13 protein-coding genes, 1 tRNA gene and 4 pseudogenes are annotated in these 23,122 nt (G+C 66.0%); 16 read left to right on the plus strand and 2 right to left on the minus strand.

The genetic code is table 11. The features are described from left to right. Positions 1–18 precede the first annotated feature (18 nt). The 10 genes and pseudogenes from ACRQ5J_RS08905 (at position 19) to ACRQ5J_RS08950 (ending at position 13,688) form a co-directional block, all read left to right on the plus strand. Positions 19–1,193: pseudogene (locus ACRQ5J_RS08905) on the plus strand (patatin-like phospholipase family protein). A 3-nt stretch (positions 1,194–1,196) separates the two neighbouring features. Beyond that, positions 1,197–2,348 (plus strand): annotated as a pseudogene (locus ACRQ5J_RS08910) (ligand-binding sensor domain-containing protein); the annotation flags it as partial. A 265-nt stretch (positions 2,349–2,613) separates the two neighbouring features. Further along, a complete protein-coding gene (locus ACRQ5J_RS08915) occupies positions 2,614–6,042 on the plus strand; it encodes an ATP-binding protein (RefSeq protein WP_432382697.1) in 3,429 nt (1,142 codons plus the stop codon). An 81-nt stretch (positions 6,043–6,123) separates the two neighbouring features. Continuing rightward, positions 6,124–6,837, plus strand: coding sequence for a response regulator (locus tag ACRQ5J_RS08920; protein WP_432382699.1), 714 nt, complete (start codon positions 6,124–6,126; stop codon positions 6,835–6,837). Between the two features lie 92 nt (positions 6,838–6,929). After that, positions 6,930–8,525, plus strand: a complete 1,596-nt coding sequence (locus ACRQ5J_RS08925; RefSeq protein ID WP_432382701.1) for an AMP-binding protein — start codon at positions 6,930–6,932, stop codon at positions 8,523–8,525. 1 nt (position 8,526) lies between these two features. Further along, the gene (locus ACRQ5J_RS08930) at positions 8,527–10,815 is read left to right on the plus strand and encodes a bifunctional salicylyl-CoA 5-hydroxylase/oxidoreductase (RefSeq protein ID WP_432382703.1); all 2,289 of its coding nucleotides are present in this window, start codon (positions 8,527–8,529) and stop codon (positions 10,813–10,815) included. After that, entirely contained in the window at positions 10,805–11,287 is a 483-nt protein-coding gene (locus ACRQ5J_RS08935; protein ID WP_432382705.1) for a MarR family winged helix-turn-helix transcriptional regulator, read from the plus strand. Before ACRQ5J_RS08930 ends, ACRQ5J_RS08935 begins: the two co-directional genes overlap by 11 nt. Then, positions 11,284–12,138 carry an enoyl-CoA hydratase family protein gene (locus ACRQ5J_RS08940; RefSeq protein ID WP_432382707.1) on the plus strand — a complete coding sequence of 285 codons (855 nt, stop codon included), beginning with the start codon at positions 11,284–11,286 and terminating at the stop codon, positions 12,136–12,138. The genes ACRQ5J_RS08935 and ACRQ5J_RS08940 overlap by 4 nt, the downstream gene beginning before the upstream one ends. Then, a complete protein-coding gene (locus ACRQ5J_RS08945; RefSeq protein WP_432382709.1) occupies positions 12,138–13,298 on the plus strand; it encodes an acyl-CoA dehydrogenase family protein in 1,161 nt (386 codons plus the stop codon). The genes ACRQ5J_RS08940 and ACRQ5J_RS08945 overlap by 1 nt, the downstream gene beginning before the upstream one ends. 1 nt (position 13,299) lies before the next feature. Then, positions 13,300–13,688: pseudogene (locus tag ACRQ5J_RS08950) on the plus strand (RidA family protein). Between the two features lies 1 nt (position 13,689). Here the strand turns inward: ACRQ5J_RS08950 and ACRQ5J_RS08955 are convergent. Beyond that, positions 13,690–13,764: transfer RNA gene (locus ACRQ5J_RS08955), tRNA-Arg, on the minus strand. 63 nt (positions 13,765–13,827) lie between these two features. After that, positions 13,828–15,762, minus strand: a complete 1,935-nt coding sequence (locus ACRQ5J_RS08960) for an acyltransferase family protein (protein ID WP_432382711.1) — start codon at positions 15,760–15,762, stop codon at positions 13,828–13,830. A gap of 231 nt (positions 15,763–15,993) precedes the next feature. Between ACRQ5J_RS08960 and ACRQ5J_RS08965 the strand changes: the two are divergent. The 6 genes and pseudogenes from ACRQ5J_RS08965 (at position 15,994) to epsE (ending at position 23,108) form a co-directional block, all read left to right on the plus strand. Further along, positions 15,994–17,899: pseudogene (locus ACRQ5J_RS08965) on the plus strand (ATP-binding cassette domain-containing protein). Position 17,900: 1 nt separating this feature from the next. After that, positions 17,901–18,560 carry a CAAX prenyl protease-related protein gene (locus tag ACRQ5J_RS08970; protein ID WP_432382713.1) on the plus strand — a complete coding sequence of 220 codons (660 nt, stop codon included), beginning with the start codon at positions 17,901–17,903 and terminating at the stop codon, positions 18,558–18,560. A 40-nt stretch (positions 18,561–18,600) separates the two neighbouring features. Then, positions 18,601–19,815 (plus strand): XrtB/PEP-CTERM-associated polysaccharide biosynthesis outer membrane protein EpsL, encoded by a 1,215-nt coding sequence (gene epsL, locus ACRQ5J_RS08975; RefSeq protein WP_432382715.1) that lies wholly within the window; start codon positions 18,601–18,603, stop codon positions 19,813–19,815. A gap of 7 nt (positions 19,816–19,822) precedes the next feature. Continuing rightward, entirely contained in the window at positions 19,823–21,205 is a 1,383-nt protein-coding gene (locus ACRQ5J_RS08980) for an undecaprenyl-phosphate glucose phosphotransferase (RefSeq protein ID WP_432382717.1), read from the plus strand. Positions 21,206–21,400: 195 nt separating this feature from the next. Next, positions 21,401–22,267 (plus strand): EpsD family peptidyl-prolyl cis-trans isomerase, encoded by an 867-nt coding sequence (locus ACRQ5J_RS08985; RefSeq protein ID WP_432383613.1) that lies wholly within the window; start codon positions 21,401–21,403, stop codon positions 22,265–22,267. 58 nt (positions 22,268–22,325) lie between these two features. Further along, on the plus strand, positions 22,326–23,108 hold the full coding sequence (epsE, locus tag ACRQ5J_RS08990; protein WP_432382719.1) for a polysaccharide export protein EpsE: 783 nt from the start codon (positions 22,326–22,328) through the stop codon (positions 23,106–23,108). Positions 23,109–23,122 lie beyond the last annotated feature (14 nt).

The raw sequence follows: 23,122 nt of genomic DNA on the forward strand, positions 1-23,122 counted from the left end.
CCCTGCTAATCTTGCAAGATGGGACTCCAAAAGAAAACAGGCTTGATACTGACCGGGGGCGGTGCGCGCGCCGCCTACAGGTTGGCGTGTTGCAGGCGATCTCGGAGATCTTGTGGGAGGAGGGCTGGCCGCCGGCGCGCAATCCGTTCGAGATCATCTGCGGCACCTCGGCCGGCGCGATCAACGCCACGGCGCTGGCCTGCCGCGCCGACAACTTCGGCGAGGGTGTGCAAAAGCTGCTCGACGTCTGGCAGCACATCGAGGTGGAGCAGGTGTACCGCGCCGACTCGCTGGGCGTGATCCGTTCCGGCGCGCGCTGGCTGTCGCTGTTGTCCTTCGGCTGGCTGCTGCGCAAATGGCGCGCGGCGCCGCCGGCGTCGCTGCTGGACAATACGCCGCTGGTCGGCCTGCTGCACCGCATGCTGGACCTGCCGCGCCTCGACAGCGTGCTGTCCGAAGGCCTGCTGCACGCGCTGGCCGTCACCGCCTCGTCCTACACCGCCGGCAATCACCTGACCTTTTACCAGACCGCCGCCGACATCGCGCCATGGGTGCGCATGCAGCGCGTGGCCTTGCAGGACCAGATCGGCGTCGAGCACCTGCTGGCGTCAGCGGCGATCCCGTTCATCTTCCCGGCCACGCCGCTGTACATGGGCGGCCACCGCGAATACTGTGGCGACGGTTCGATGCGCCAGCTGGCACCGATCTCGCCGGCCATCCATCTCGGCGCCAGCAAGGTGCTGGTGGTGGGCGCCGGGCGCCTGACCGAGCCGGCGCGCAGCGCGGCCGAGAAGAACGCGGCGCGCTATCCGAGCCTGGCGCAGATCGCCGGCCATGCGCTGTCGTCGATTTTCCTCGACGGCCTGGCGGTCGACATCGAACGGCTGGAGCGCATCAACCGCACGCTGTCGATGCTGCCGCCGGAACTGCTGGAGCAAACGCCGCTCAAGCCGGTGAAGCTGCTGGTGATCGCGCCGTCCGAACGGCTCGACGATATCGCCACCCGCCATATCGCCAGCCTGCCGGCGCCGATCCGCACCATGTTGTCCGGCATCGGCGCCACCGAGGCGCGCGGCGCCGCGCTGGCGTCCTACCTGCTGTTTGAATCCACCTATACCTGCGAGTTGATACGCCTCGGCCAGCGCGATACCTTCGCGCGCAAGAGCGACGTGCTGGCCTTCTTCGAATCCTGATCCATGTCCCGTTTTACACGTCTTTGCCGCCGACTGCTGTTGCCGGCGCTGCTGCCGGTGCTGTTGCTGTGGGAAGCGACGGCCAGCGCCGGCGCGCCGCCGCGCACTTTGCGCTTCGAGCAGCTCAGCGTGGAGCATGGGCTGGCGCAGGAAACCGTGCTGGCCATCGCGCAGGACAAGCAGGGCTTCATCTGGCTCGGCACGCAGGCCGGCCTGACGCGCTTCGACGGCTACCGCAACATCACCTACAAGAGCGCCGTCTCCGATCCGAGCAGCCTGGTGGACAACTGGGTGCGCGTGCTGCACCTCGACCCTTCCGGCCAGCTGTGGGTAGGCACCGACGGCGGCCTGGATCGCTACGACTCGGCCACGCGCACCTTCACCCACTTCGTGCCGCGCGAGTCGGCGCAGCGCGGCAACGGCAACCGCCACGTGCGCGCGATCGTCGATGACGGCAAGGGCGGGCTGTGGGTGGCCAGCGCCGACGGCCTGCATCACTTCGACCCGGCCAGCAAGCGCTTCACCAGCTGGCACCACGACCCGGCCGATGACGGCAGCCTGGCCAACGACCATGTGAACGCGCTGGCGCGCGACGCCGACGGCCGCCTGTGGGTGGGCACGGCCGCCGGCCTGGACATGCTGCCGCCGGGCGGCACGCGCTTCCGCCATTACGCGGTGGACGCCAGCGGCGACAGCAAGTTCAATTCGGTGGTGGCATTGCAGGTGGACCGCGCGCAAACCCTGTGGGTGGGTACGCAGGGCGGCCTGGAACAGTGGCGCTTGCAGGACGGCGAGCCGCAGCGCCGCCGCTTTGGCGCGCGCGAGGGACTGCAACCCGGCGTGAGCATCACCGCGCTGTACGAGGACGCGGAAGCCAACCTGTGGGTAGGCTCCTTGGCGGATGGCTTGTTCCGCTGGCTGCCGACCGAGGAGCGGCTGGCGCAGTACCGCCACCAGGTCAGCGACGCGCACAGCGTGGCGGACAACCAGATTTCCGCGCTGTTCCGCGACCGCGTGGGCACCTTCTGGGTCGGCACCTGGAACGACGGCGTCAGCCGCGTCGACATGGGCAGCGGCGGCTTCGCGCGCATCGTCCACCAGGCCGACCAGCCCAATTCTCTCAGCGACAACAAGGTGCGCGCCATGGTCGCCGACGGCCGCGGCAAGCTGTGGCTGGGCAGTAGCGCGGGCCTGAACCTGTACGATCCGCTGACCGGCACCAGCAAGGTGTGGCGCCACGATCCGCGCCAGCCGAACAGCATCAGCGACGATCAGGTCACCGCGCTGTGGCGCGAAAAGAACGGCAACCTGTGGATCGGCGGCCCGGCCGGCATCAATCATCTGAACCTGGGCAGCGGCGCGGATCCGCGCGCTGTCCTTCGTGCGCGGCGATCCCGCCAGCGACACCATCCGCAACATCGTGCAGGACCGCAGCGGCATCCTGTGGGTGGCTTCGCGCGGCGGCCTGCATCGGGTCGATCCGCAAACGCTGGAGACGCGCACCTTCCGCCACGATCCGTCCGACATCACCAGCCTGGCGGACAACGTGGTGCGGCCGATACTGGAAGACAGCAAGGGCCAGCTGTGGATCGGCACCTTCAACGGCCTCGATCTGCTGGACCGCAAGACCGGCAAGTTCCGCCACTTCCGCCGCGATCCCGCCGATCCGAACAGCCTCAGTCACGACGAGGTGCATTACCTGTACGAGGACCCGCGCGGTGTCATCTGGGTCGGCACGGCGGCGGGCCTGAACAGGATGGAAGTGGCGGCCGACGGCAATCCGCGCTTCCGCCGCTACCTGCGCAAGGACGGCATCGCCGACGACGCCATCGCCTCGATCCTGCCGGACGACTGGGGCAATCTCTGGATCAGCACCAACAGCGGCCTGTCGCGCCTCAACACGGCGACTGGCCTGGTGCGCAACTACAGCGGCGCCGATGGCACCATCGAAGGCGCTTACTTCGACGGTGCCGCGTTGCGCACGGCGGACGGCACGCTGTACTTCGGCGGCTTCAATGGCATTACCGCTTTCTCGCCGGCCGATGTGCGCGAGAACAGCGTGGCGCCGACAGTGGCGATCACCGACTTCCAGATCTTCAACCGTTCGCTCAAGCCGGGGCAGGGCGATCATCCGGATGTGCTGAAGACCGCCATCGAGCACACCAGCGCCCTCACGCTGCTGGAAGCGGACTCGGTGTTTTCGCTGGAATTCGCGGCGCTGCACTACGCGGCGCCGCAGCGCAACCGCTTCGCCTACCAGTTGCAGGGCTTCGATGAAGACTGGGTGGTGACCGATTCCACCAAGCGTTTTGCCACCTACACCAACCTCGATGCCGGCAGGTACACCTTCCGCGTGAAGGCCGCCAACAAGGACGGCATCTGGAACGACAACGCCGCCACGCTGGAAATCACCATCCTGCCGCCGTTCTGGAAAACCTGGTGGTTCCGCACTTTGCTTGGCGTGCTGGCGCTGGGCGGCGCCTACGCCGTTTATCACGCACGCGTGCGCAGCCTGCGGCACCAGCAGATGCGATTGGAAGAACTGGTCGGCTCGCGCACGGCGGAAGTCGAGTACAAAAACCAGCAACTGCAACAGCAGAAGCACGAACTGGAACGGCGCCGCCTGGAAGCGGAGGCGCAGCGCGCCGAGGCCGAGCAGCGCCGCATCGACACCGAGCGCCAGAAGGAGGAAGTGGAACAGGCGCACCGCAACATCTCGGTGCTGAGCGAGCTGGGACGCGAGATGAGCGCCTCGCTGGACATCGAGGCCACCATGGGCGCGCTGTACCGCCATGTCAATCACCTGATGAACGCGCGCATTTTCGGCATCGGCTTCGTGCGCGAGGAGGCCGGCGTGATCGAGTTCCCGTTCGCCATCGAGGACGGCGTGCGCGCCTTGCCGTACCAGCGCCGCCTCGATCAGCCCAACCAGCTGGCCGTGTGGTGCCTGACGCATCGCCAGCCGATCCTGATCAACGATTTCCACAGCGAGTACCGGCAGTACATGGACGATTCCGGCCTGGAGCTACTGACCCCCTGCGTGCGCGAGGACGGCCTGCTGCCGGTGCCGGTGCAGTCGCTGATGTATGCACCGCTGATCGCCGGCGACAAGGTGGTCGGCCTGCTCAGCGTACATAGCCGGGAGAAGAACAGCTACCAGCGCATCCACATGGACATGCTGCAAACGCTGGCGTCGCACGCCGCCGCCGGCCTGGAAAACGCGCGCGCCTACCAGGAGCTGGAGGAAACGCTGCAAACGCTGCGCCAGACGCGCGACCAGCTGCGCTACGCCAAGAAGAAGGCGGAAGACGCCACCCGCCAGAAGTCCGAGTTCCTCGCCAATATGAGCCACGAGATGCGCACCCCGCTGGCCGGCGTGATCGGCATGCTGGGCTTCGCGCTGCGCGACCTGCAAGTGGCGGCCGGCACCCGCGAGCAGATCCTGCGGGCGCAGGCCAACGCGCAGTCGCTGCTGTCCATCATCAACGACCTGCTGGACTTCTCCAAGATCGAGGCGGGCAAGCTGTCGATCGAGAATATCGACTTCTCGCTGTCGTCGGCGGTGGAGAATGTGGTCAGCCTGTTCGAGGAGCAGGCGGCCGCGCACAGCGTCGGCTTTGCACTGGAGTTTGGCGAGGGACTGCCGCAGTTCGTGGTCGGCGATCCGACGCGGCTGCGCCAGGTGCTGGTCAACCTGGTCGGCAACGCCTTCAAGTTCACCCAGCAGGGCATGGTGAGGATGCGCGTTGAGCGCGTGCCGGACGAAGAGGCGGACAACCGCATCCGCTTCAGCGTCTCCGACACCGGCATCGGCATCGAGGCGGAAGCGATACCGCGCCTGTTCCAGCAGTTCGAGCAGGCCGACGCCTCGACCACGCGGCGCTATGGCGGCACCGGGCTGGGACTGGCGATCTGCCGCCAGCTGGTGGACCTGATGGGCGGCAGCATCAGCGCCGTCAGCACGCCGGGCATGGGCAGCACCTTCATGTTCGAGCTGCCGCTGCCGAACGGCGTGGCGCCGCCGGTGGTGCCGCATGTGCCGCGCGAGCCGCACAGCCATCAGCTCAAGGTGCTGTGCGCCGAGGACTTCCCGACCAATCAGATCATCATCCGCATGATGCTGGAAGACCTGGGCCACAAGGTCGATATCGCCGCCAACGGCGCGCTGGCGGTGCGCGCCTGTTCGCTGACGCGCTATGACCTGATCCTGATGGACGGCCGCATGCCGGAAATGGACGGCGCCAGCGCCACACGCCTGATCCGGTCCGGCGGCCCGGACGACGCGCCGGTGCGCGACCAGGAGCTGATGATCATCGCGCTCACCGCCAACGCCAGCGAGGAAGACCGCAGCCGCTACCTGGCCGCCGGCATGGACGATTTCCTCACCAAGCCGATCGACGAGGACAAGCTGCACTTCCAGTTGAGCCGCGCGATTGAACGCCAGTTGCAACGGGGCTTCCGCCTGCCGGTGATGCAGCCGCGCCGCAACCCGGCGCTGGGCACGCCGGAGCTGGACGCGATGTTCGGCGTGGCGCCGGCGGCGCTGGAGACTTCGCGCCTGGCGCAGCACAGCGGCGGCAGCGACCTCAAATCGCGCCTGCGCAGCGCCTTCAATCAGGACGCGCCATTGCGGCTGGCGGAGCTGGAGCAGGCGCTGGCCGCGCGCGACAGCGACAAGGCCGGCCGCCTGCTGCACGGCATGAAGGGCAGCGCCGGCTACCTTGAAGAGCAGGAGCTGCAAGCCTTGTGCAGCGACCTGGAACTGGAAGCGGATCACGGCAACTGGGCGCAGGTGGCGGCGGCCATGCCGCAGTTGCGCCGCCTGCTGGCGGCGGCCAGCGCGCAATAAGCGGGGTTTTATCTTGTCCTGCACGTTGCAAGCGGCTGTTATTGATGTAATATCATCACAACACGCGACTCAGGGAGCTTCATGAAAGTTTTGGTAGTGGACGATGATGTCGTCTCACGCATGGTGCTGATGCACCTCATTGACAGCTGCGGCAAGTTTGAGATTGTCGAAGCAGAAGATGGCGCCGACGCCTGGGAGCAGTTGGAGGCCGGCTTGCGGCCGGCCATCTGCTTCTGCGACCTGCGCATGCCGCGCCTGTCCGGCATGGAGCTGCTGCAGCGCGTGAAGGGCCATGCGGACATCGGCGCCATGCCGTTCGTGCTGGTCACCTCGGCCAACGACAAGGATACCGTCAGCGAAGCCATTCAGGCCGGCGCCGCCGGCTATATCGTCAAGCCGTTCCAGGCGGACCAGGTGCGCGTGCACCTGGCAAGCTTTCTCGACCAGGCGGCCAGTGGCTACGACCATCAGGCCGAAGTCCCGGCCGACACGCAGCGCCGCCTCGGCATCAATGGCGAGCGCCTGCTGGTCTACCTGAGCGGCTTCCAGAACCAGCTGACCGCCGCCGCCGGCGATCTCGAATCCCTGCTGTCCCGCGGCGAGCAGCGCGAGGCGCAGGCGCGCCTCGACCGCCTGCACGCCGGCTGCGCCACACTGGGCCTGCACGGCGCCGCCGACGCGCTGAAAAGCGTGGCGCCGGGGCAGTTGTCCAATGACGCGGTGCAGGCCGTGCTGGCCGATGTGCTGCGCGCCGTGGTGCACCAGGCCGGCCTGGCGCGGCAGGACGCCGGCTGAAAATTACAAGAAGCACTTGATGCTGAGATAGTTTAAGTTTAAAGTATCTGCGGTGCAGCGGATACCCTTCGACTTCCCACTTCAAGGCGATTATGAACCCACCTCTCGCAGCCAGCGCCTATACCGACCATTTTGCGCGCGCGCATTTGCCGCCGCCCGAACAATGGCCGGAACTCCGCTTCGACCTTCCCGAGTTGCAGTATCCGCCGCGCCTCAACTGCGTGGCGCTGCTGCTGGACGGCGCCGCGCCGGAGCGCGTGGCGCTGCGCGGCGCGCAAGAGGAGTGGACCTACGCCCGGTTGCAGCGGCAGGTCAACCGCATCGCCAACGTGCTGCGCGGCGAAATGCGGCTGGAAACCGGCAACCGCGTGCTGCTGCGCGGCGCCAACAGCCCGATGATGGCGGCCTGCATCCTGGCGGTGATGAAGGCGGGGCTGATCGCCTTGCCGACCATGCCGCTGCTGCGCGCGCGCGAGCTGGGCGCCATCGCCAACAAGGCGCAGGCCAACGCGGTGCTGTGCGCTGACAGCCTGCGCGAGGAAATGGCCGCGGCCGACCAGCCGGCGGCGGCGCGCGCCAACACGCTGTGGTTCAGCGAACTGGAAACGCGCATGGCCGCTCAGCCGGAGCATTTCGACGCGGTCGATACCTCGGCCGACGACGTCTGCCTGATCAGCTTCACCTCCGGCACCACCGGCATCCCCAAGGGCACGATGCACTTCCACCGCGACGTGATGGTGATCTGCGACTGCTTCCCGCGCTCGGTGCTGCACTCGCAGCGCAGCGACATTTTCATCGGCACGCCGCCGCTGGCCTTTACCTTCGGCCTTGGCGGCCTGCTGCTATTTCCGCTGCGCGTTGGCGCGACGGCGGTGCTGCTGGAGAAGCTGACGCCCGAGACGCTGCTCCAGGCCATCGAGACGCACCGCGCCACCGTGTGTTTTACTGCGCCCACGTCGTACCGCCAGATGGCGGCGCTGGCGCCGCAGTTCGACATATCGAGCTTGCAGAAGACGGTATCTGCCGGCGAAACGCTGCCGGTGGCCACGCGCGAAAGCTGGCGCCAGGCCACCGGCCTGCAAATGATCGACGGCATAGGCGCGACCGAGATGCTGCATATCTTTATCTCCGCTTCCGGCGATCAGGTGCGGCCGGGCGCCACCGGCAAGCCGGTGCCCGGCTACCAGGCCTGCATTCTGGATTTTCAGGGCAATCCCGTGGGGCCCGGCGTGATCGGGCGGCTGGCGGTGAAAGGCCCGACCGGTTGCCGCTACCTGGCCGACGAGCGCCAGCGCGATTATGTGCTGAACGGCTGGAACCTCACCGGCGACGCCTATGAGATGGACGCCGACGGCTACTTCTACTATCGCTCGCGCACGGACGACATGATTATTTCGGCCGGCTACAACATCGCCGGGCCGGAAGTGGAAGATGCGTTGCTGCGTCATCCGGCCGTGGCGGAGTGCGGCGTCATCGGCAGGGCGGACGAGGAGCGCGGCCAGATTGTGGAGGCGCACGTGGTGCTGCGCGCGGGCGTCGAGCCATCGGCGCTGCTGGCGGCGCAACTGCAGGAGTTTGTGAAGGAGCAGATCGCGCCCTACAAATATCCGCGCTCGATCAAGTTCCTCAACGCCTTGCCGCGCACCGAAACCGGCAAGCTGCAACGCTTCAAACTGCGTACCGACTGACATGAAGATACTTTGCATAGGCGGCGGCCCGGCGGGCCTGTACTTCGCGCTGCTGATGAAGAAGCAGAACCCGGCCCACGAAATCACCGTGGTGGAGCGCAATCGCCCCTACGACACCTTCGGCTGGGGCGTGGTGTTTTCCGACCAGACGCTGGGCAACCTGATGGAAGCGGACGCGCCGACGGCGCAGGCCATCGAAGCGTCGTTCAATCACTGGGACGACATCGACGTCTTCTTCAAGGGGCAGAAGCTCACTTCGGGCGGCCATGGCTTCTGCGGCATCGGCCGCAAGCACCTGCTCAACATCCTTCAGCACCGTTGCGAGGAACTTGGCGTGACGCTGGTGTTCAAAACTGAGGTTACCGACGAACAGCAGTACGATGCGGACCTGATCATCGCCTCGGATGGCCTCAACAGCCGCATACGCACGCGTTACGCGGACAGCTACCAGCCGCAGATCGAGCAGCGTCATTGCCGCTTTGTGTGGCTGGGCACCCGTAAGAAGTTTGACGCCTTCACCTTCGCCTTCAAGCAAACGGAGTTCGGCTGGTTCCAGGCGCATATCTATCAGTACGATGCCGACACCTCGACCTTCATCGTCGAAACCCCGGAGCCTGTGTGGCGCGCGGCGGGCCTGGAGGCCATGAGCCAGGAGGAGTCGATCGCATTCTGCGAACGCCTGTTTGCCCAGCAGCTGGACGGTCACAAGCTGATGTCCAACGCGGCGCACCTGCGCGGCTCGGCGATGTGGATCAAATTCCCGCGCATTGTCTGTGGCCACTGGGTGCACTGGAACGGCGCGGCGCCGGTGGTGCTGATGGGCGACGCCGCGCATACCGCGCATTACTCGATCGGCTCCGGCACCAAGCTGGCGCTTGAAGATGCGATAGAGCTGGCGCGCTGCCTGGGCACGCAGCCGGACTTGCGGGCGGCGCTGGCCGCCTACGAGGCCGCGCGCGCGGTGGAAGTGCTCAAGCTGCAAAACGCCGCGCGCAACTCGATGGAGTGGTTCGAGAACGTCGAGCGCTATAGCGCCCTGGAGGCGCCGCAGTTCGCCTACTCGATGCTGACGCGCAGCCAGCGCCTGTCGCACGAAAACCTGCGCCTGCGCGACGCGAACTACGTCGGCGACTACGAATGCTGGTTCGCCCGGCGCGCCGCAGAACAGGCATCGACGCCAGCGGCCGTCGCCGTCTCGCCGCCGATGTTCACGCCGTACAAGGTGCGCGGCCTCACGCTGAAGAATCGCATCGTGGTCTCGCCGATGGCGCAATACAGCGCCGTTGATGGTGTCGTCGGCGACTACCACCTCGCACACCTCGGCGCGCGTGCATTGGGTGGCGCGGCGCTGGTGATGGCCGAAATGACCTGCGTCTCCGCCGATGCGCGCATCACACCATACTGCCCCGGCCTGTACACGCCCGAGCATACGGAGGCGTGGCAGCGCATCGTCGACTTCGTGCACCAGCACAGCGACGCCGCCATTGGCGTCCAGCTCGGCCACGCCGGCGCCAAAGGCTCCACGCGCGCCATGTGGGACGGCATCGACCAGCCGCTGGACAAGGACAACTGGCCGCTGATATCGGCCTCCGTGCAGCAATACCTGCCCGGCGTATCGCAAACCGCGCACGCGATGACGGCGGCGGACATGGACCGCGTGCAGGCCGACTTCGTGCGCGCCACCCTGGCCGCCGACGACGCCGGCTTCGACTGGCTGGAGCTGCATTGCGCGCACGGCTACCTGCTCTCATCGTTCATCTCGCCGCTGACCAACCAGCGCGACGACGACTATGGCGGCACGCTGGAAAACCGCTGCCGCTATCCGCTGCGCGTATTCGCGGCAGTGCGGGCCGCCTGGCCAGCGCACAAGCCGATGAGCGTGCGCATCTCCGCGCACGACTGGACCGAAGGCGGCATCACGCCTGACGACGCGGTACGCATCGCGCGTCTGTTCAAGGCCGCCGGCGCCGACATGATCGACTGCTCATCGGGCCAAGTCAGCAAAAAGGAAAAGCCGGTGTATGGCCGCATGTTCCAGACGCCGTTTGCGGACCGCATCCGCAACGAAGCCGGCATCGGCGCCATCGCCGTCGGATCGATCTACGAAGCCGATCACGCCAACAGCATCATCGCCGCCGGCCGCGCCGACCTGTGCGCCGTCGGCCGCCCGCACCTGGCCAATCCGGCTTGGACGCTGACGGAAGCGGCGCGCATCGGCTACAAATCAGTGGCATGGCCAAAACAATACCTGGCCGGCAAACATCAATTGGAAAGAAATCATGGAAGATGAAGAACAGCTGGACCTGGCCAGCCGATTAACTCAAGACCATCACCAGTCGCTCAAACTGTGGCTGCGCATGTTGTCGTGCACCGTCAAGATCGAAAACGAAATCCGCAGCCGCCTGCGCGCCACCTTCGGCATCACGCTGCCGCGCTTCGACCTGATGGCGCAACTGGAACGTTATCCGCAAGGGCTGCGCATGGGCGAACTGTCCAAGCGCATGATGGTCACCGGCGGTAACATCACCGGCATTACCGACCAGCTGGAACAGGAAAAGCTGGTGGTGCGCGTGCCCGACCCGAAAGATGGCCGCGCCTACAGCGTCAAGCTCACTGCGGCCGGCCGCAAGGCCTTTGCCACCATGGCCGAAGTGCACGAAGGCTGGATCGCCGAACTGCTGCAGGACGTGTCTGGTGCCGACAAGGCGCGGCTGATCGAACTGCTGTCCGAGATGAAGCACAAGCTGAGGACCGAGCCATGAAATACCTTCCCGGCGAATCGCAGCAACTGCCCGGCAACCGCGCATCGCTGGCCGGTTACCAGGCCAGCCACTTTCTGTTTGAGGTCAGCGACGGCGTGGCGACGCTGACGCTGAACCGCCCCGAACGTAAAAATCCGCTGACGTTTGACTCCTACGCCGAGCTGCGCGACCTGTTCCGCGCACTGGCCTATGCCGATGACGTCAAGGCTGTGGTGCTGACCGGCGCAGGCGACAACTTCTGTTCGGGCGGCGATGTGCACGACATCATCGGCCCGCTGACCAAGCTCGATATGCCCGGCATGCTGGCCTTCACGCGCATGACGGGCGACCTGGTGAAAGCCATGCGCCACTGTCCGCAGCCGATCATCGCGGCGGTGGATGGCATCTGCGCCGGGGCCGGCGCCATCCTCGCGCTGGCATCGGACATCCGGCTTGGCACGGCGCGCAGCAAAACCGCCTTCCTGTTCACGCGCGTGGGCCTGGCCGGCGCCGACATGGGCGCGTGCTCGCTGCTGCCGCGCGTGATCGGGCAGGGGCGGGCGGCGGAACTGTTGTACACCGGGCGTTCGATGTCCGGCGCAGAGGCGGAGTGCTGGGGCTTCTTCAACAGCGTGCAGGAGCCGGAAGCGTTGTTCGACGCCGCGCGCGCCTTCGCGCGAGGCCTGGCCGACGGCCCGACCTTCGCCCACGGCATGACCAAGAAAATGCTGCAACAGGAATGGAACATGGGCGTGGACGAAGCCATCGAAGCCGAAGCGCAGGCACAGGCGATCTGCATGGCGACCAACGATTTTCATCGCGCCTACCATGCCTTCGTGGCCAAGCAAAAACCGCAATTTGAAGGCGACTAATGAGCGACAAGCTTTATCTTGAATGGCCTTTCTTCGCGCCGCATCACGCCGCGCTGGAACGGGCGCTGGACGCGTGGGCCGCGCAGCACGTGGCCGGCGCGCATGCGGACGACGTGGACGCGGCCTGCCGCCATCTGGTGCGCCAGCTGGGCGAGGGCGGCTGGCTGCGTCACGCCATCGGTGGCACGGCTTACGGCGGCGCGGGCGACAGCATCGACACCCGCGCCATTTGCCTGATCCGCGAAACGCTGGCGCGGCATAACGGCCTGGCCGATTTCGCCTTCGCCATGCAGGGCCTCGGTTCCGGCGCCATCAGCCTGTTTGGCAGCGAGGCCAATCGCGCCGCGTACCTGCCGCGCGTGGCGCGTGGCGAAGCGATAGCGGCGTTTGCGCTGTCGGAGCCGCAGGCCGGTTCCGACGTCGCCGCCATGCAGTGCGCGGCGGTGCGTGACGGCGACGACTACGTTCTCAATGGCGAAAAAACCTGGATCTCCAACGGCGGCATCGCCGACTTCTACGTGGTGTTCGCACGTACAGGCGAGCAGCCGGGCGCGCGCGGCATCAGCGCTTTCATCGTCGATGCCGATGCGGCGGGGCTGAGCATAGCGGAGCGCATCAACGTCATCGCGCCGCACCCGCTGGCGCGCTTGCGGTTCAACGATTGCCGCGTTCCTGCGGCCAGGCGGCTGGGTGAGGCGGGGCAGGGCTTCAAGGTGGCGATGGCGACGCTCGACGTGTTCCGCACCTCGGTGGCAGCCGCCGCGCTGGGCTTCGCGCGCCGCGCGCTGGACGAAGCGCTGGCGCGCGCCACGCAGCGGCAGATGTTCGGCCAGGTGCTGGCCGACTTCCAGCTGACGCAGGCCAGGCTGGCCGAGATGGCGACCGGCATCGACACCTCGGCGCTGCTCACCTACCGCGCCGCGTGGCAGCGCGACCGGGGCGGCAAGGTCACCAAAGAAGCTGCGATGGCCAAGCTGCACGCCACCGAAACCGCGCAGCAGGTCATCGACGCCGCGCTGCAAATGTTCGGCGGCCTCGGTGTGGTCAGCGGACAGATAGTGGAAAGCCTGTACCGCGAAATCCGCGCGCTGCGCATCTACGAAGGCGCGACCGAGGTGCAGCAACTGATCATCGCGCGCGAGCTGCTGAAGGAGATCTGAGATGGAGATACTGCAACCGCCAGGCTGGCGCGTCCGCGCGGCTACTCGAACGGCATCGCGGCCTGCGGCCGCATGGTATTCGTCAGCGGCATGATCGGCTGGGACGGCGAAGGCGTGTTCCACACCGACGATTTCGCCGGCCAGGTGCGCCAGGCGCTGCTCAACATCGTCGCCGTGCTGGCCGAAGCCAACGCGCGGCCCGAGCACATCGTGCGCATGACGTGGTACGTGGTGGACAAGAACGAATACGTGGCGGCCTACAAGGAAGTCGGCGCCGCCTACCGGGAAGTCATCGGCGCCCATTATCCGGCCATGACGGCGGTGCAGGTAGCGGCGCTGGTGGAAGACCGCGCGCGGGTGGAAATCGAGGTGACGGCGGTGGCGCCGTAAATGGTCCCCCCGACTGGAATCGAACCAGTATCCCACGCTTAGGAGGCATGTGCACTATCCATTGTGCTACGGGGAGGACGCGGGCAGTCGAAAAACTGCGCTCGCATTATAGCCGATGACCGCGTCCCTACAGTAGTTTTTAATTAGCCTTAGCCTGCTGCCCGACTGCGGCCGCCGGCGCTGCGCCACGAATGCTTGGCATCAGCAGGCCGGTGACCAGTTTCGAGCCGCCTGCGGTCAGATGGCCGTAGTCGAATTGCAGCGGCTCGTCCGGACCGGCCATGGTGACGCAGCGGCGCTGCTGGCACAGCGATTCGAACAGCGAAACGTAAGTGGCGCCGGCGTTGATGGCCACTTTGCGCATCTGCGGGTCCAGTTCCAGCGGGCCGTTGACTAAGCCACGCTGCGTCAACGTGTCGTCATGCGTCTGTTCTTGGCGAACCAGGAAGCGTGGCAGCGCGGCGGCGTATTGCGGAATCGGGCCGACCACGATGACGTGCTTGGCGTACTGGCGCGCGGCGGCGATAGTGTCCGGCAAGCGCGCCAGGTCGGCGCGTTCCCAGCGGCCGGCCAGCAGCACTGTGTCGACCGGATGCTGCGGCAGCCAAGTGCTGAGCATGTTGCGCGTGAAGCGTTGGCAGGCGCTGCCGCCCTGACCGCTGGTCAACAGCGGCCGGCAGCCGGTGTGGGTGGCTTGCAGGATGTTGAGGTCGTCGCCGAGCGCGTTCAGGCCCGGCCACAAGTGGGCCGCGTGGCTGTCGCCCAGCAGCAGCACCGATGGCCGTTCGCCGTTGCGCGCCAGGCAGCGCGCGTCGTCGTAGCGCTGCTCACCGATGACAAAGCAGCTGCCGCCGCGATAGCGCTGGTCGCCGTTGTAGTCTTCATAGCTGGCCAGCGTCAGTTCATGCTTGGTGTAGCGGTCCTGCATGCCGTGCTCGACGATGGCGGCGATGCCGACCGCTGCCGCCGCCGACATCGCCAGCGCGGCGCCGCAGATGATGCGGCGCGTCGGCCAGCGCACGCCGCCGTTGCGGATCGGCGTTTCCACATAGCGCCACGACAGGTAGGCCAGCGCGAACGAAGCCGCCAGTTCGATGGCGCGCATGCTCCAGTTCTGCTCGCGCAGCAGGCCGATTTGCGCGAACACGATCACGGGCCAGTGCCACAGATACAGCGAGAACGAGATTTTGCCGACGAACACGACGGGACGCCAGGCCAGCAGGCGGCTGCCCAGCGCATTGCCGCCGCCTTCGCTGCTGCCAGCGACGATGATGGCCGCCGCCGCCAGGCAGGGCAGCAGCGCCGCCGGGCCGGGGAAGCCGAAGCCGGCGTTATAGGTTTTCACGCCGATCAGGATGGCGATGATGCCGCCGCCGGCCAGCGCTTCGCGCAGCCAGCGGTGGCCGGCCGGCAGCACCGGCATGACGGCGATCAGCGCGCCGACCATCAGTTCCCAGGCGCGTGTCGGGATCAGGAAGAACGCCGCGCTCGGATCGCTTTTGAGCAGCCAGACGGCAAAGGCGAACGAGGCTGCCGTGATGATCAGCGAAATCCAGCGCACCGAGCTGAGCGCGCGGGCGTGCAGGCCGGCCAGGATCAGCGGCCAGAACAGGTAGAACTGCTCTTCCACTGCCAGCGACCAGGTGTGCAGCAGCAGCTTGGTGTCGCTGGCGCGCTCGAAGTAGCCGCTCTCCAGGTAGAACACGAAGTTGGAGCTGAAACCGGCGGTGGCCGCCAGCGCCTTGCCGTAGCGCACCAGTTCGCCCGGCAGCAGCACGAAGGCCGCGCCGACCGACACCACCGCCAGCATGGTGAACAGCGCCGGGAAAATGCGCAGCACCCGGCGGCGATAGAACTCGCCGATGGAGAAGCGGTTGTGTTGCAGGTCGCGCACGATGATGCTGGTGATCAGGTAGCCGGAAATGACGAAAAACACGTCGACACCGATGAAGCCGCCGCCAAAGCCGGGCACGCCCATATGGAAGAGCACCACCGGCAGCACGGCCAGTGCCCGCAGGCCGTCGATATCGGGGCGGTAAGAGAGGTGGGAAGCAGGGGAGTGCGGAAAACTCATGTGATGATGTGCGGGAAAATTAGTTTATCGGAAACAATAATAAAAAAGCACCGATTATTATTCTAATTTAAAAACAATTCAGGGCGCTGCTGCACGTTCAATCGTGCGCACGGTCCAGACCGCTCCGCGCACGCGCTTTTTCGCGCCCAAGGGCAGGGCAAGCCAGTACAATGGCTGCTTTGTTTTTATTCACTAGGCATGTTTTTTTGACATGCTCACACCGAGTTTCCTATGGCAGTCATCTCTCTTTCTTCCGCGCAGCTGGCGTTCGGCCACGTCGCGCTCCTCGATCACGCGGAGTTCTCTCTTGAACTCGGCGAACGCGTCGGCCTGATCGGCCGCAACGGCACCGGCAAGTCCTCGCTGCTGAAAATTATTTCCGGTCGCTTCAAGCTCGATGACGGCCTGCTGGTGATGCAGCAGAACCTGCACATCGTCTACGTCGAGCAGGAGCCGGTGTTCGACCCGGCCATGACGGTGCACGACGCGGTGGCCTCCGGCCTGGGCGAGTTCCCGGCGCTGCTGAAGGAGTACGAGGCGCTGACCGGCCAGTTCGGCCAGGGCGACGACGACGCCGTCATGGCGCGCATGCACGACATCCAGGTGCAGCTGGACGCGGCCGACGCCTGGAACCTGTCGAACAAGGTCGAGACCGTGCTCGACAAGCTGAACCTGCCGGGCAGCCTGCTGATGCGCGAGCTGTCGGGCGGCATGCAAAAGCGCGTGGCGCTGGCGCGCGCGCTGGTGTCGGCGCCCGATGTGCTGCTGCTCGACGAGCCGACCAACCACCTGGACTTCACCTCCATCATGTGGCTGGAGGGCTTGCTGCGCGACTTCAAGGGCAGCGTGCTGTTCATTACCCACGACCGCTCCTTCCTCGACAACGTCGCCACCCGCATCATCGAGCTGGACCGTGGCCGGCTGCTGTCCTTCCCCGGCAACTTCACCACCTACCAGACGCGCAAGGCGGAACTGCTGGAGAACGAGGAAGTCGAAAACGCCAAGTTCGACAAGGTGCTGGCGCAGGAAGAAGTGTGGATACGCAAGGGCGTCAAGGCGCGCCGCGTGCGCGACGAGGGCCGCGTGCGCCGGCTCGAGGCGCTGCGCCTGCAACGGGCCGCGCGCCGCGAGCAGCAGGGCCAGGTCAAGCTGGAGGTGTCGTCGGGCGAGCGCTCAGGCAAGATCGTCGCCGAGCTCGAAGGCATCAGCAAGTTTTACGGCGAACGCGCCATCGTCAAGAATTTCACCGGCACCATTCTGCGCGGCGACAAGGTCGGCCTGATCGGCGCCAACGGCGCCGGCAAGACCACGCTGTTGAAAATGATCCTCGGCGAGCTGACGCCCGACAGCGGCGTGGCCAAGCTGGGCACCAAGCTGCAGGTGGCGTACTTCGACCAGATGCGCACCCAGCTCAACGAGGAGGCCAGCCTGCTCGACACCATCGCGCCAGGCAGCGACTGGGTCGAGATCAACGGCCAGCGCAAGCACGCGATGAGCTACCTGAACGATTTCCTGTTCGCGCCCGAGCGCGCCCGGTCGCCGGTCAAGTCGCTGTCCGGCGGCGAGCGCAACCGCCTGCTGCTGGCGCGCCTGTTCGCCAAGCCGGCCAACTGCCCTGGTGCTGGACGAGCCGACCAACGACCTCGACATCGAAACGCTGGAACTGCTGGAAGAGCTGCTGGAAGAGTACGACGGCACCGTGTTCCTGGTCAGCCACGACCGCACCTTCCTCGACAACGTGGTGACCCAGGTCATCGTGGCCGAGGGCGAGGGGCATTGGCGCGAGTTCGTCGGCGGCTACAGCGACTGGGAGCGCGTGCGCGACACCGTGGCAAGCAGCGCCAAGGCCGCCGCCAGGCCGGCCGCCGTCAAGGCCGAGGCGGCGCCGGCGGCGCCGGCCGCCAAGCCGAAAAAGCTCAGCTTCAAGGAGCAGCGCGAACTGGAGGAGCTGCCCAAGCGCATCGCCGCGCTGGAGGACGAGCAGAGCGCGCTGAACCTGCAGCTGTCCGACCCGGACTTCTATAAGAAGAACGCGGCCGAGGCGCGCCGCGTGCACGGCCGCATCGAGGAAATCGAGGCGCAACTGCTGGTGGCGCTGGAGCAGTGGGAAGCGCTGGACGCCAAGGCGGGGGGCTGACATGTTCGACGCCTCGGCGCGCCCGCGCGTGCTGCCTTTCCTGGCCTACATGCTATTTATTGTGCTGGCTGATTTGTTGCAGCGCAGCGGACTCGACGAGGCGCAGCTGCGTTATGTCTATCCTGTCAAGATTGCGGTGGTCGCCGCGATGTTGTGGCATTATCGCCACGCTTATGTAGAGCTGGCAACGCCCATGAACCTGGGGCAAGGCTTGCTGTCGGTAGCGGTGGGCGTGCTGGTGCTGGTACTCTGGGTGAATCTGGACGCCGGCTGGATGGTGATCGGGCAGTCGGCCGGCTACGATCCGCGCGACAACGGTGTGGTCAATTGGCCATTGGCAATGATACGCTTGGCCGGCGCAGCGCTGGTGGTACCGGTCATGGAGGAGTTGTTCTGGCGCTCGTTCCTGGCGCGCTGGCTGCAATCGGCGAATTTTCTGGAGCTGCGCCCGATTGCCATAAAATTACGTTTTCTTGTTGTCACGGTGATACTATTCGGTTTTGAACACAACTTGTGGTTCGCCGGCATTATTGCCGGGATCGCATACACATTGCTGTACTGCCGCACCGGCTCGCTACGCACCGCTGTACTGGCGCACGCGGTCACAAATGGCTTGCTGGGCGTGTGGATTATTTGCACTGCACAATGGACTTACTGGTAATATTTCTGCAATAATGCTTGCCTCAACTTCAAGAGATACAATGTCTAGCCGAAACCATCTGCCCACGCGGCAACAACTTGCAATCGGTGTCGCTTGCGCCAGCGGCATGTTGCTCAGCCAACTCGCCCACGCCGACATCAGCGACACCATCAAGCCCTTCGCGCAAGTGTCGATCGCCCACGACGACAACCTGCTGCGCCTGCGCGACGGCGAGACCAGCGATGGCGAACGCAGCGACACTTACAAGACCGTCACCGGCGGCTTTTTCCTCGAACGCCCGATCGGCCAGCAGCTGATCACCGGGCGCGCGCTGTTCAGCCGCGTCAAGTTCGACAAGTTCACCCAGCTCGACTACAACAGCAAGGACATTCTGCTGGCCGCCAACTGGCATATACTCAGCCATCTGTCCGGCAACGTCGGCGTCAGCTACAACGAAACGCTGGCGCCGTACTCGGACTTCCACAGCGACGAGCGCAACCTGCGCACCCAGCGCAAGGCCTACTGGGACGGCGCCTGGCAGTTCCACCCGAGCTGGCAGGTGCGCGGCGCCGTCTCGCGTGAAAAATTCGACTACGACCTGTTCATCCAGCGCTTCAACACCCGCACCGAGGACGCGGCCGAGGTCGGCTTCGACTACCTGCCGGCCACCGGCAGCCGCTTCGGCCTGGTGGCGCGCCGCCTGAAGGGCACTTACGACAATGTGCTGACCATCGGCGGCTTCACGTTCGACAACCGCTATGTGCAGGATGAGATCAAGGCCAACGTCTACTGGATCATGAGCGGCCACACGCGGCTGCAGTTCCTCGGCGGCTGGGAGCGCCGCGACCACCCGCAGCAGAACCGCAGCGACAGCGGCACCAACGGCCGCATGATCATGACCTGGACCCCGACCGGCAAGCTGAACGTGGTGGGCAGCGCCTGGCGCGAGTTCTCGGCCTACGAGGGTACCACCATCCGCAGCAGCCTGAACAAGGGCGTCAGCCTGAAGACCGTGTGGAACGCCACCGCCAAGGTCAGCGCCAACGTGCTGCTGCGCGACGAAAAGCGCGACTTCGACACCGCCAACACCACGCTGGCCGGCATCGCGCTCGACGACAACACCCGCACCGCGCAGGTCGGCCTGAGCTACGCGCCGCAGCAGCGCGTGGTGCTGAGCCTGAACGCCTTCCGCGAGCAGCGCACCGGCACCAACAACCCGGCCGTCACCACCTTCAAGGCCAACGGCGCCTCCTTCAACGCCAGCGTGCAGTTCTAATAAGAATATGACGATTACCGACATCCCCCTGATCTCGTTTTTCCAGCGCGTGCTCGACCCGCTGGTGATCATGGCGGCGCTGTATCTGAGCGCGCTGTTCCTGGGCACGCCGTTCACCGGCTACCTGCTGGTGCTGATGGTGATGGCCTTCTTTATTTCGACCTCGGCCTTCGAGTACATCGACCCTTACCGTAACTGGCGCGCCGGCAACACCGTCGGCTATGTGCGCAACGTCTTCCTCGGCTGGGCGCTGACGGTGGCGATCCTGGTGGTGCTGGGCGTGTGCACCGGCTTCGACGGCAACTACGACCGCCGCCTGTTCTGGGTGTGGGTCGGCGTCACGCCGTTCATGCTGCTGGGCGCGCACGTGGCGGCCGGCAGCCTGAACGGCACGCACGAGCACGCCACGGGCGCGCGCTCGGTGGTGCTGATCGGCGCCAACAACCTGAGCCTGCGTTTCGCCCGCACCGTCGAGCAGCAGCCGAAGCTGATGATGACGGTGCGCGGCTACTTCGACGACCGCGCCGAGGACCGCTGGCCGGCCGACATGCGCCACCCGATGCTGGGCGGCATGGGCGACATCGCTGCCTATGTGCGCGAGCACAGCGTCAACATGGTGTTCATCAGCCAGCCGATCTCGGCGCAGCCGCGCATCCTCAAGCTGCTCGAAGAGCTGCAGGACACCACGGCCTCGGTCTACTTCCTGCCCGATATCTATGTGTTCGACCTGGTGCAGGCGCGCTTCGACTCGGTCGGCGGCATGCCGGTGATCGGCATCTGCGAGTCGCCGTTCACCGGCATCAACGCGCTGATCAAGCGCGCCAGCGACCTGGTGCTGGGCGCGCTGGCGGTGATCTGCCTGCTGCCGGTGATGATCCCGGTGGCGCTGGCCGTCAAGCTGAGCTCGCCGGGCCCGATCATCTTCAAGCAGCGCCGTTACGGCCTCAACGGTGAAGAGATCTATGTCTACAAGTTCCGCTCGATGACGGTGACCGAGAACGGCGACAAGGTGGTGCAGGCCACCAAGAACGACCAGCGCGTCACGCGCGTCGGCGGCTTCCTGCGCCGCAGCTCGCTCGACGAGCTGCCGCAGTTCTTCAATGTGCTGCAGGGCCGCATGAGCGTGGTCGGGCCGCGGCCGCACGCGGTCGCCCACAACGAGCAGTACCGCAAGCTGATCAAGGGCTATATGTTGCGCCACAAGGTCAAGCCGGGCATTACCGGCTGGGCCCAGGTGCACGGCCTGCGCGGCGAGACCGAGACGCTGGAGAAGATGGAGGCGCGCGTGCACTACGACCTCGAATACCTGCGCAACTGGTCGCTGTGGCTCGATTTGTGGATCATCGCGCGCACCGTGCTGGTGGTGCTCAAGCGCGAAAACGCCCATTGAGAATGTGGCGCCAGCGCAACGCGCGTTGTCATTTTGTTTGCACTGTTTAGTTTATTGACAATCAACGGTGCGGCTTGCATACTGCCGTGATGCCGCCCGCCCCATCTTGAACAATATGATTATTAAGGAAAATATGCTCATGCACCGTACCGCCGTCCGCGCCGCGTCGCGCGCGCTCAAACCGTCCTGCTGGCGCTGGCGGCTGCACTGGCGCTGGCCGCCTGCGGCGGCAAGGACAAGCCGGCCAGCCAGACGCTGGCGATCGTCGACGGCGTCGAGATCACCACCTCCCAGCTCAACGAGGAGCTGGCGCTGGCCAATGTGCCGGCCGCCCAGCAGCAGGCCGCCAGCAAGCGCCTGCTGGACTCGCTGGTCGAGCGCCAGCTGCTGCTGGCCGCCGCCGAGAAGGACAAGGTCGACCGCGATCCGAAGGTGCTGCAGCAGATCGCCCGCGCCAAGGCGCAGATCATCGCCCAGGCGTATGTGCAGAAGCGCGTCGGCGGCCCGGCGCGGCCGACCCGCGCCGAGGTCAACACCTACTTCCAGGAACACCCCGAGTATTTTAGCCAGCGCAAGCAGTTCAAGCTGCGCCAGCTGGTGCTGGCCAGCGCCGACATCAGCGACGAGCTGCGCAAGCTGATCGACAGCGCCAAGTCGCTGGACGAGGTGGCGGCCTGGCTGAAAGAGCATAACGTGCGCTACGCCAACAACCAGAGCGCGCCGACCGCGACCGACCTGCCGGCCGAGCTGGGCAAGCGCCTGCTGGCCATGAAGCCGGGCCAGCTGTTCATCGTGCGCGAGGGCGAGCGCTCGGTGCTGGCGACCATCGAGGAGGTCAAGGACGTGCCGCTGACGCTGGAGCAGGCGACGCCGCAGATCGAGCAGTTCCTGGTGGCCCAGCGCAACAAGGAGACCGTTACCGCCGAGATCGCCCGTCTGCGCGGCGCCGCCAAGATCGAGTTCCCGAACAAGGACTACGCCGCGCCGGCCGCCCCGGCGGCGGCCAAGCCGGCCGACGACGCCAGCAAGGCAACCGAGCGCGGGGTGGCGGGCCTGAAGTGATATGCTCGCCGCTAATTTTGATTGATTATTGATTAACACCACCAGAGATCGATTTATGATGAAACGCTTTATCTTTTGGATGCTGGCCGCGCTGCTGGCCTCTGGCGCCGCCGGCGCCGCCGAAGTCCTGCTGGGACCGGGCGACGTGGTCAAGGCCACCGTCTACAACAACCCCGACCTGACCACCGAGGCCCGCATCACCGAGGCCGGCACGCTGACCTTCCCGCTGATCGGCGCGGTGCCGGTGGCCGGCCTGTCGAGCACGGCGGCGGAGCAGCGCATCGCCAAGCTGCTTGAAAGCGGCGGCTACATCAAGAACGCCCAGGTCAACCTGCTGGTGACCGTGCTGAGCAGCCAGATGGTGTCGGTGCTGGGCCAGGTCAACCGTCCGGGCCGCTACCCGGTCGACGGCAAGCGCAGCATGCTCGACCTGCTGGCGCTGGCCGGCGGCATCGCCCCGGACGGCGGCGATACCGTCAGCCTGATCCGCAAGCGCAACGGCGTCACCACCAAGGAAGTGATCGACGTGGTCAAGATGGTGCGCGACGGCGACCTCAACCGTGACTTCGAGCTGGCCAGCAACGACGTGCTGTACGTCGAGCGCGCGCCGCGCTTCTACATCTACGGCGAAGTCCAGCGTCCCGGCCCGGTGCGCCTGGAATCGCAGATGACGGTGCTGCAGGCGCTGGCCGCCGGCGGCGGCCTGACCACCCGCGGCACCGAGCGCGGCCTGCGCGTCAAGCGCCGCGGCGCCGACGGCAAGCAGGTGGTGCTGGACGTCCAGCCGGACGACCTGGTGCTGCCGGAAGACGTCGTCTACGTCAAGGAAAGCTGGTTCTGACCGCTTGCCCCTCC

The organism is Duganella sp. P38, from assembly GCF_050859475.1.
In the GTDB taxonomy this organism is placed as follows: Bacteria; Pseudomonadota; Gammaproteobacteria; order Burkholderiales; family Burkholderiaceae_D; genus Rugamonas.

Excerpts from the sequence above, each read along its gene's own strand:
- ACRQ5J_RS08945 (WP_432382709.1), top strand. The coding sequence starts at position 12,138 with ATGAGCGACAAGCTTTATCTTGAATGGCCTTTCTTCGCGCCGCATCAC.
- epsE (WP_432382719.1), top strand. The coding sequence starts at position 22,326 with ATGAAACGCTTTATCTTTTGGATGCTGGCCGCGCTGCTGGCCTCTGGC.
- ACRQ5J_RS08935 (WP_432382705.1), top strand. The coding sequence starts at position 10,805 with ATGGAAGATGAAGAACAGCTGGACCTGGCCAGCCGATTAACTCAAGAC.
- ACRQ5J_RS08960 (WP_432382711.1), bottom strand. The coding sequence starts at position 15,762 with ATGAGTTTTCCGCACTCCCCTGCTTCCCACCTCTCTTACCGCCCCGAT.
- ACRQ5J_RS08970 (WP_432382713.1), top strand. The coding sequence starts at position 17,901 with ATGTTCGACGCCTCGGCGCGCCCGCGCGTGCTGCCTTTCCTGGCCTAC.
- ACRQ5J_RS08980 (WP_432382717.1), top strand. The coding sequence starts at position 19,823 with ATGACGATTACCGACATCCCCCTGATCTCGTTTTTCCAGCGCGTGCTC.
- ACRQ5J_RS08925 (WP_432382701.1), top strand. The coding sequence starts at position 6,930 with ATGAACCCACCTCTCGCAGCCAGCGCCTATACCGACCATTTTGCGCGC.
- ACRQ5J_RS08920 (WP_432382699.1), top strand. The coding sequence starts at position 6,124 with ATGAAAGTTTTGGTAGTGGACGATGATGTCGTCTCACGCATGGTGCTG.
- ACRQ5J_RS08940 (WP_432382707.1), top strand. The coding sequence starts at position 11,284 with ATGAAATACCTTCCCGGCGAATCGCAGCAACTGCCCGGCAACCGCGCA.
- ACRQ5J_RS08930 (WP_432382703.1), top strand. The coding sequence starts at position 8,527 with ATGAAGATACTTTGCATAGGCGGCGGCCCGGCGGGCCTGTACTTCGCG.
- epsL (WP_432382715.1), top strand. The coding sequence starts at position 18,601 with ATGTCTAGCCGAAACCATCTGCCCACGCGGCAACAACTTGCAATCGGT.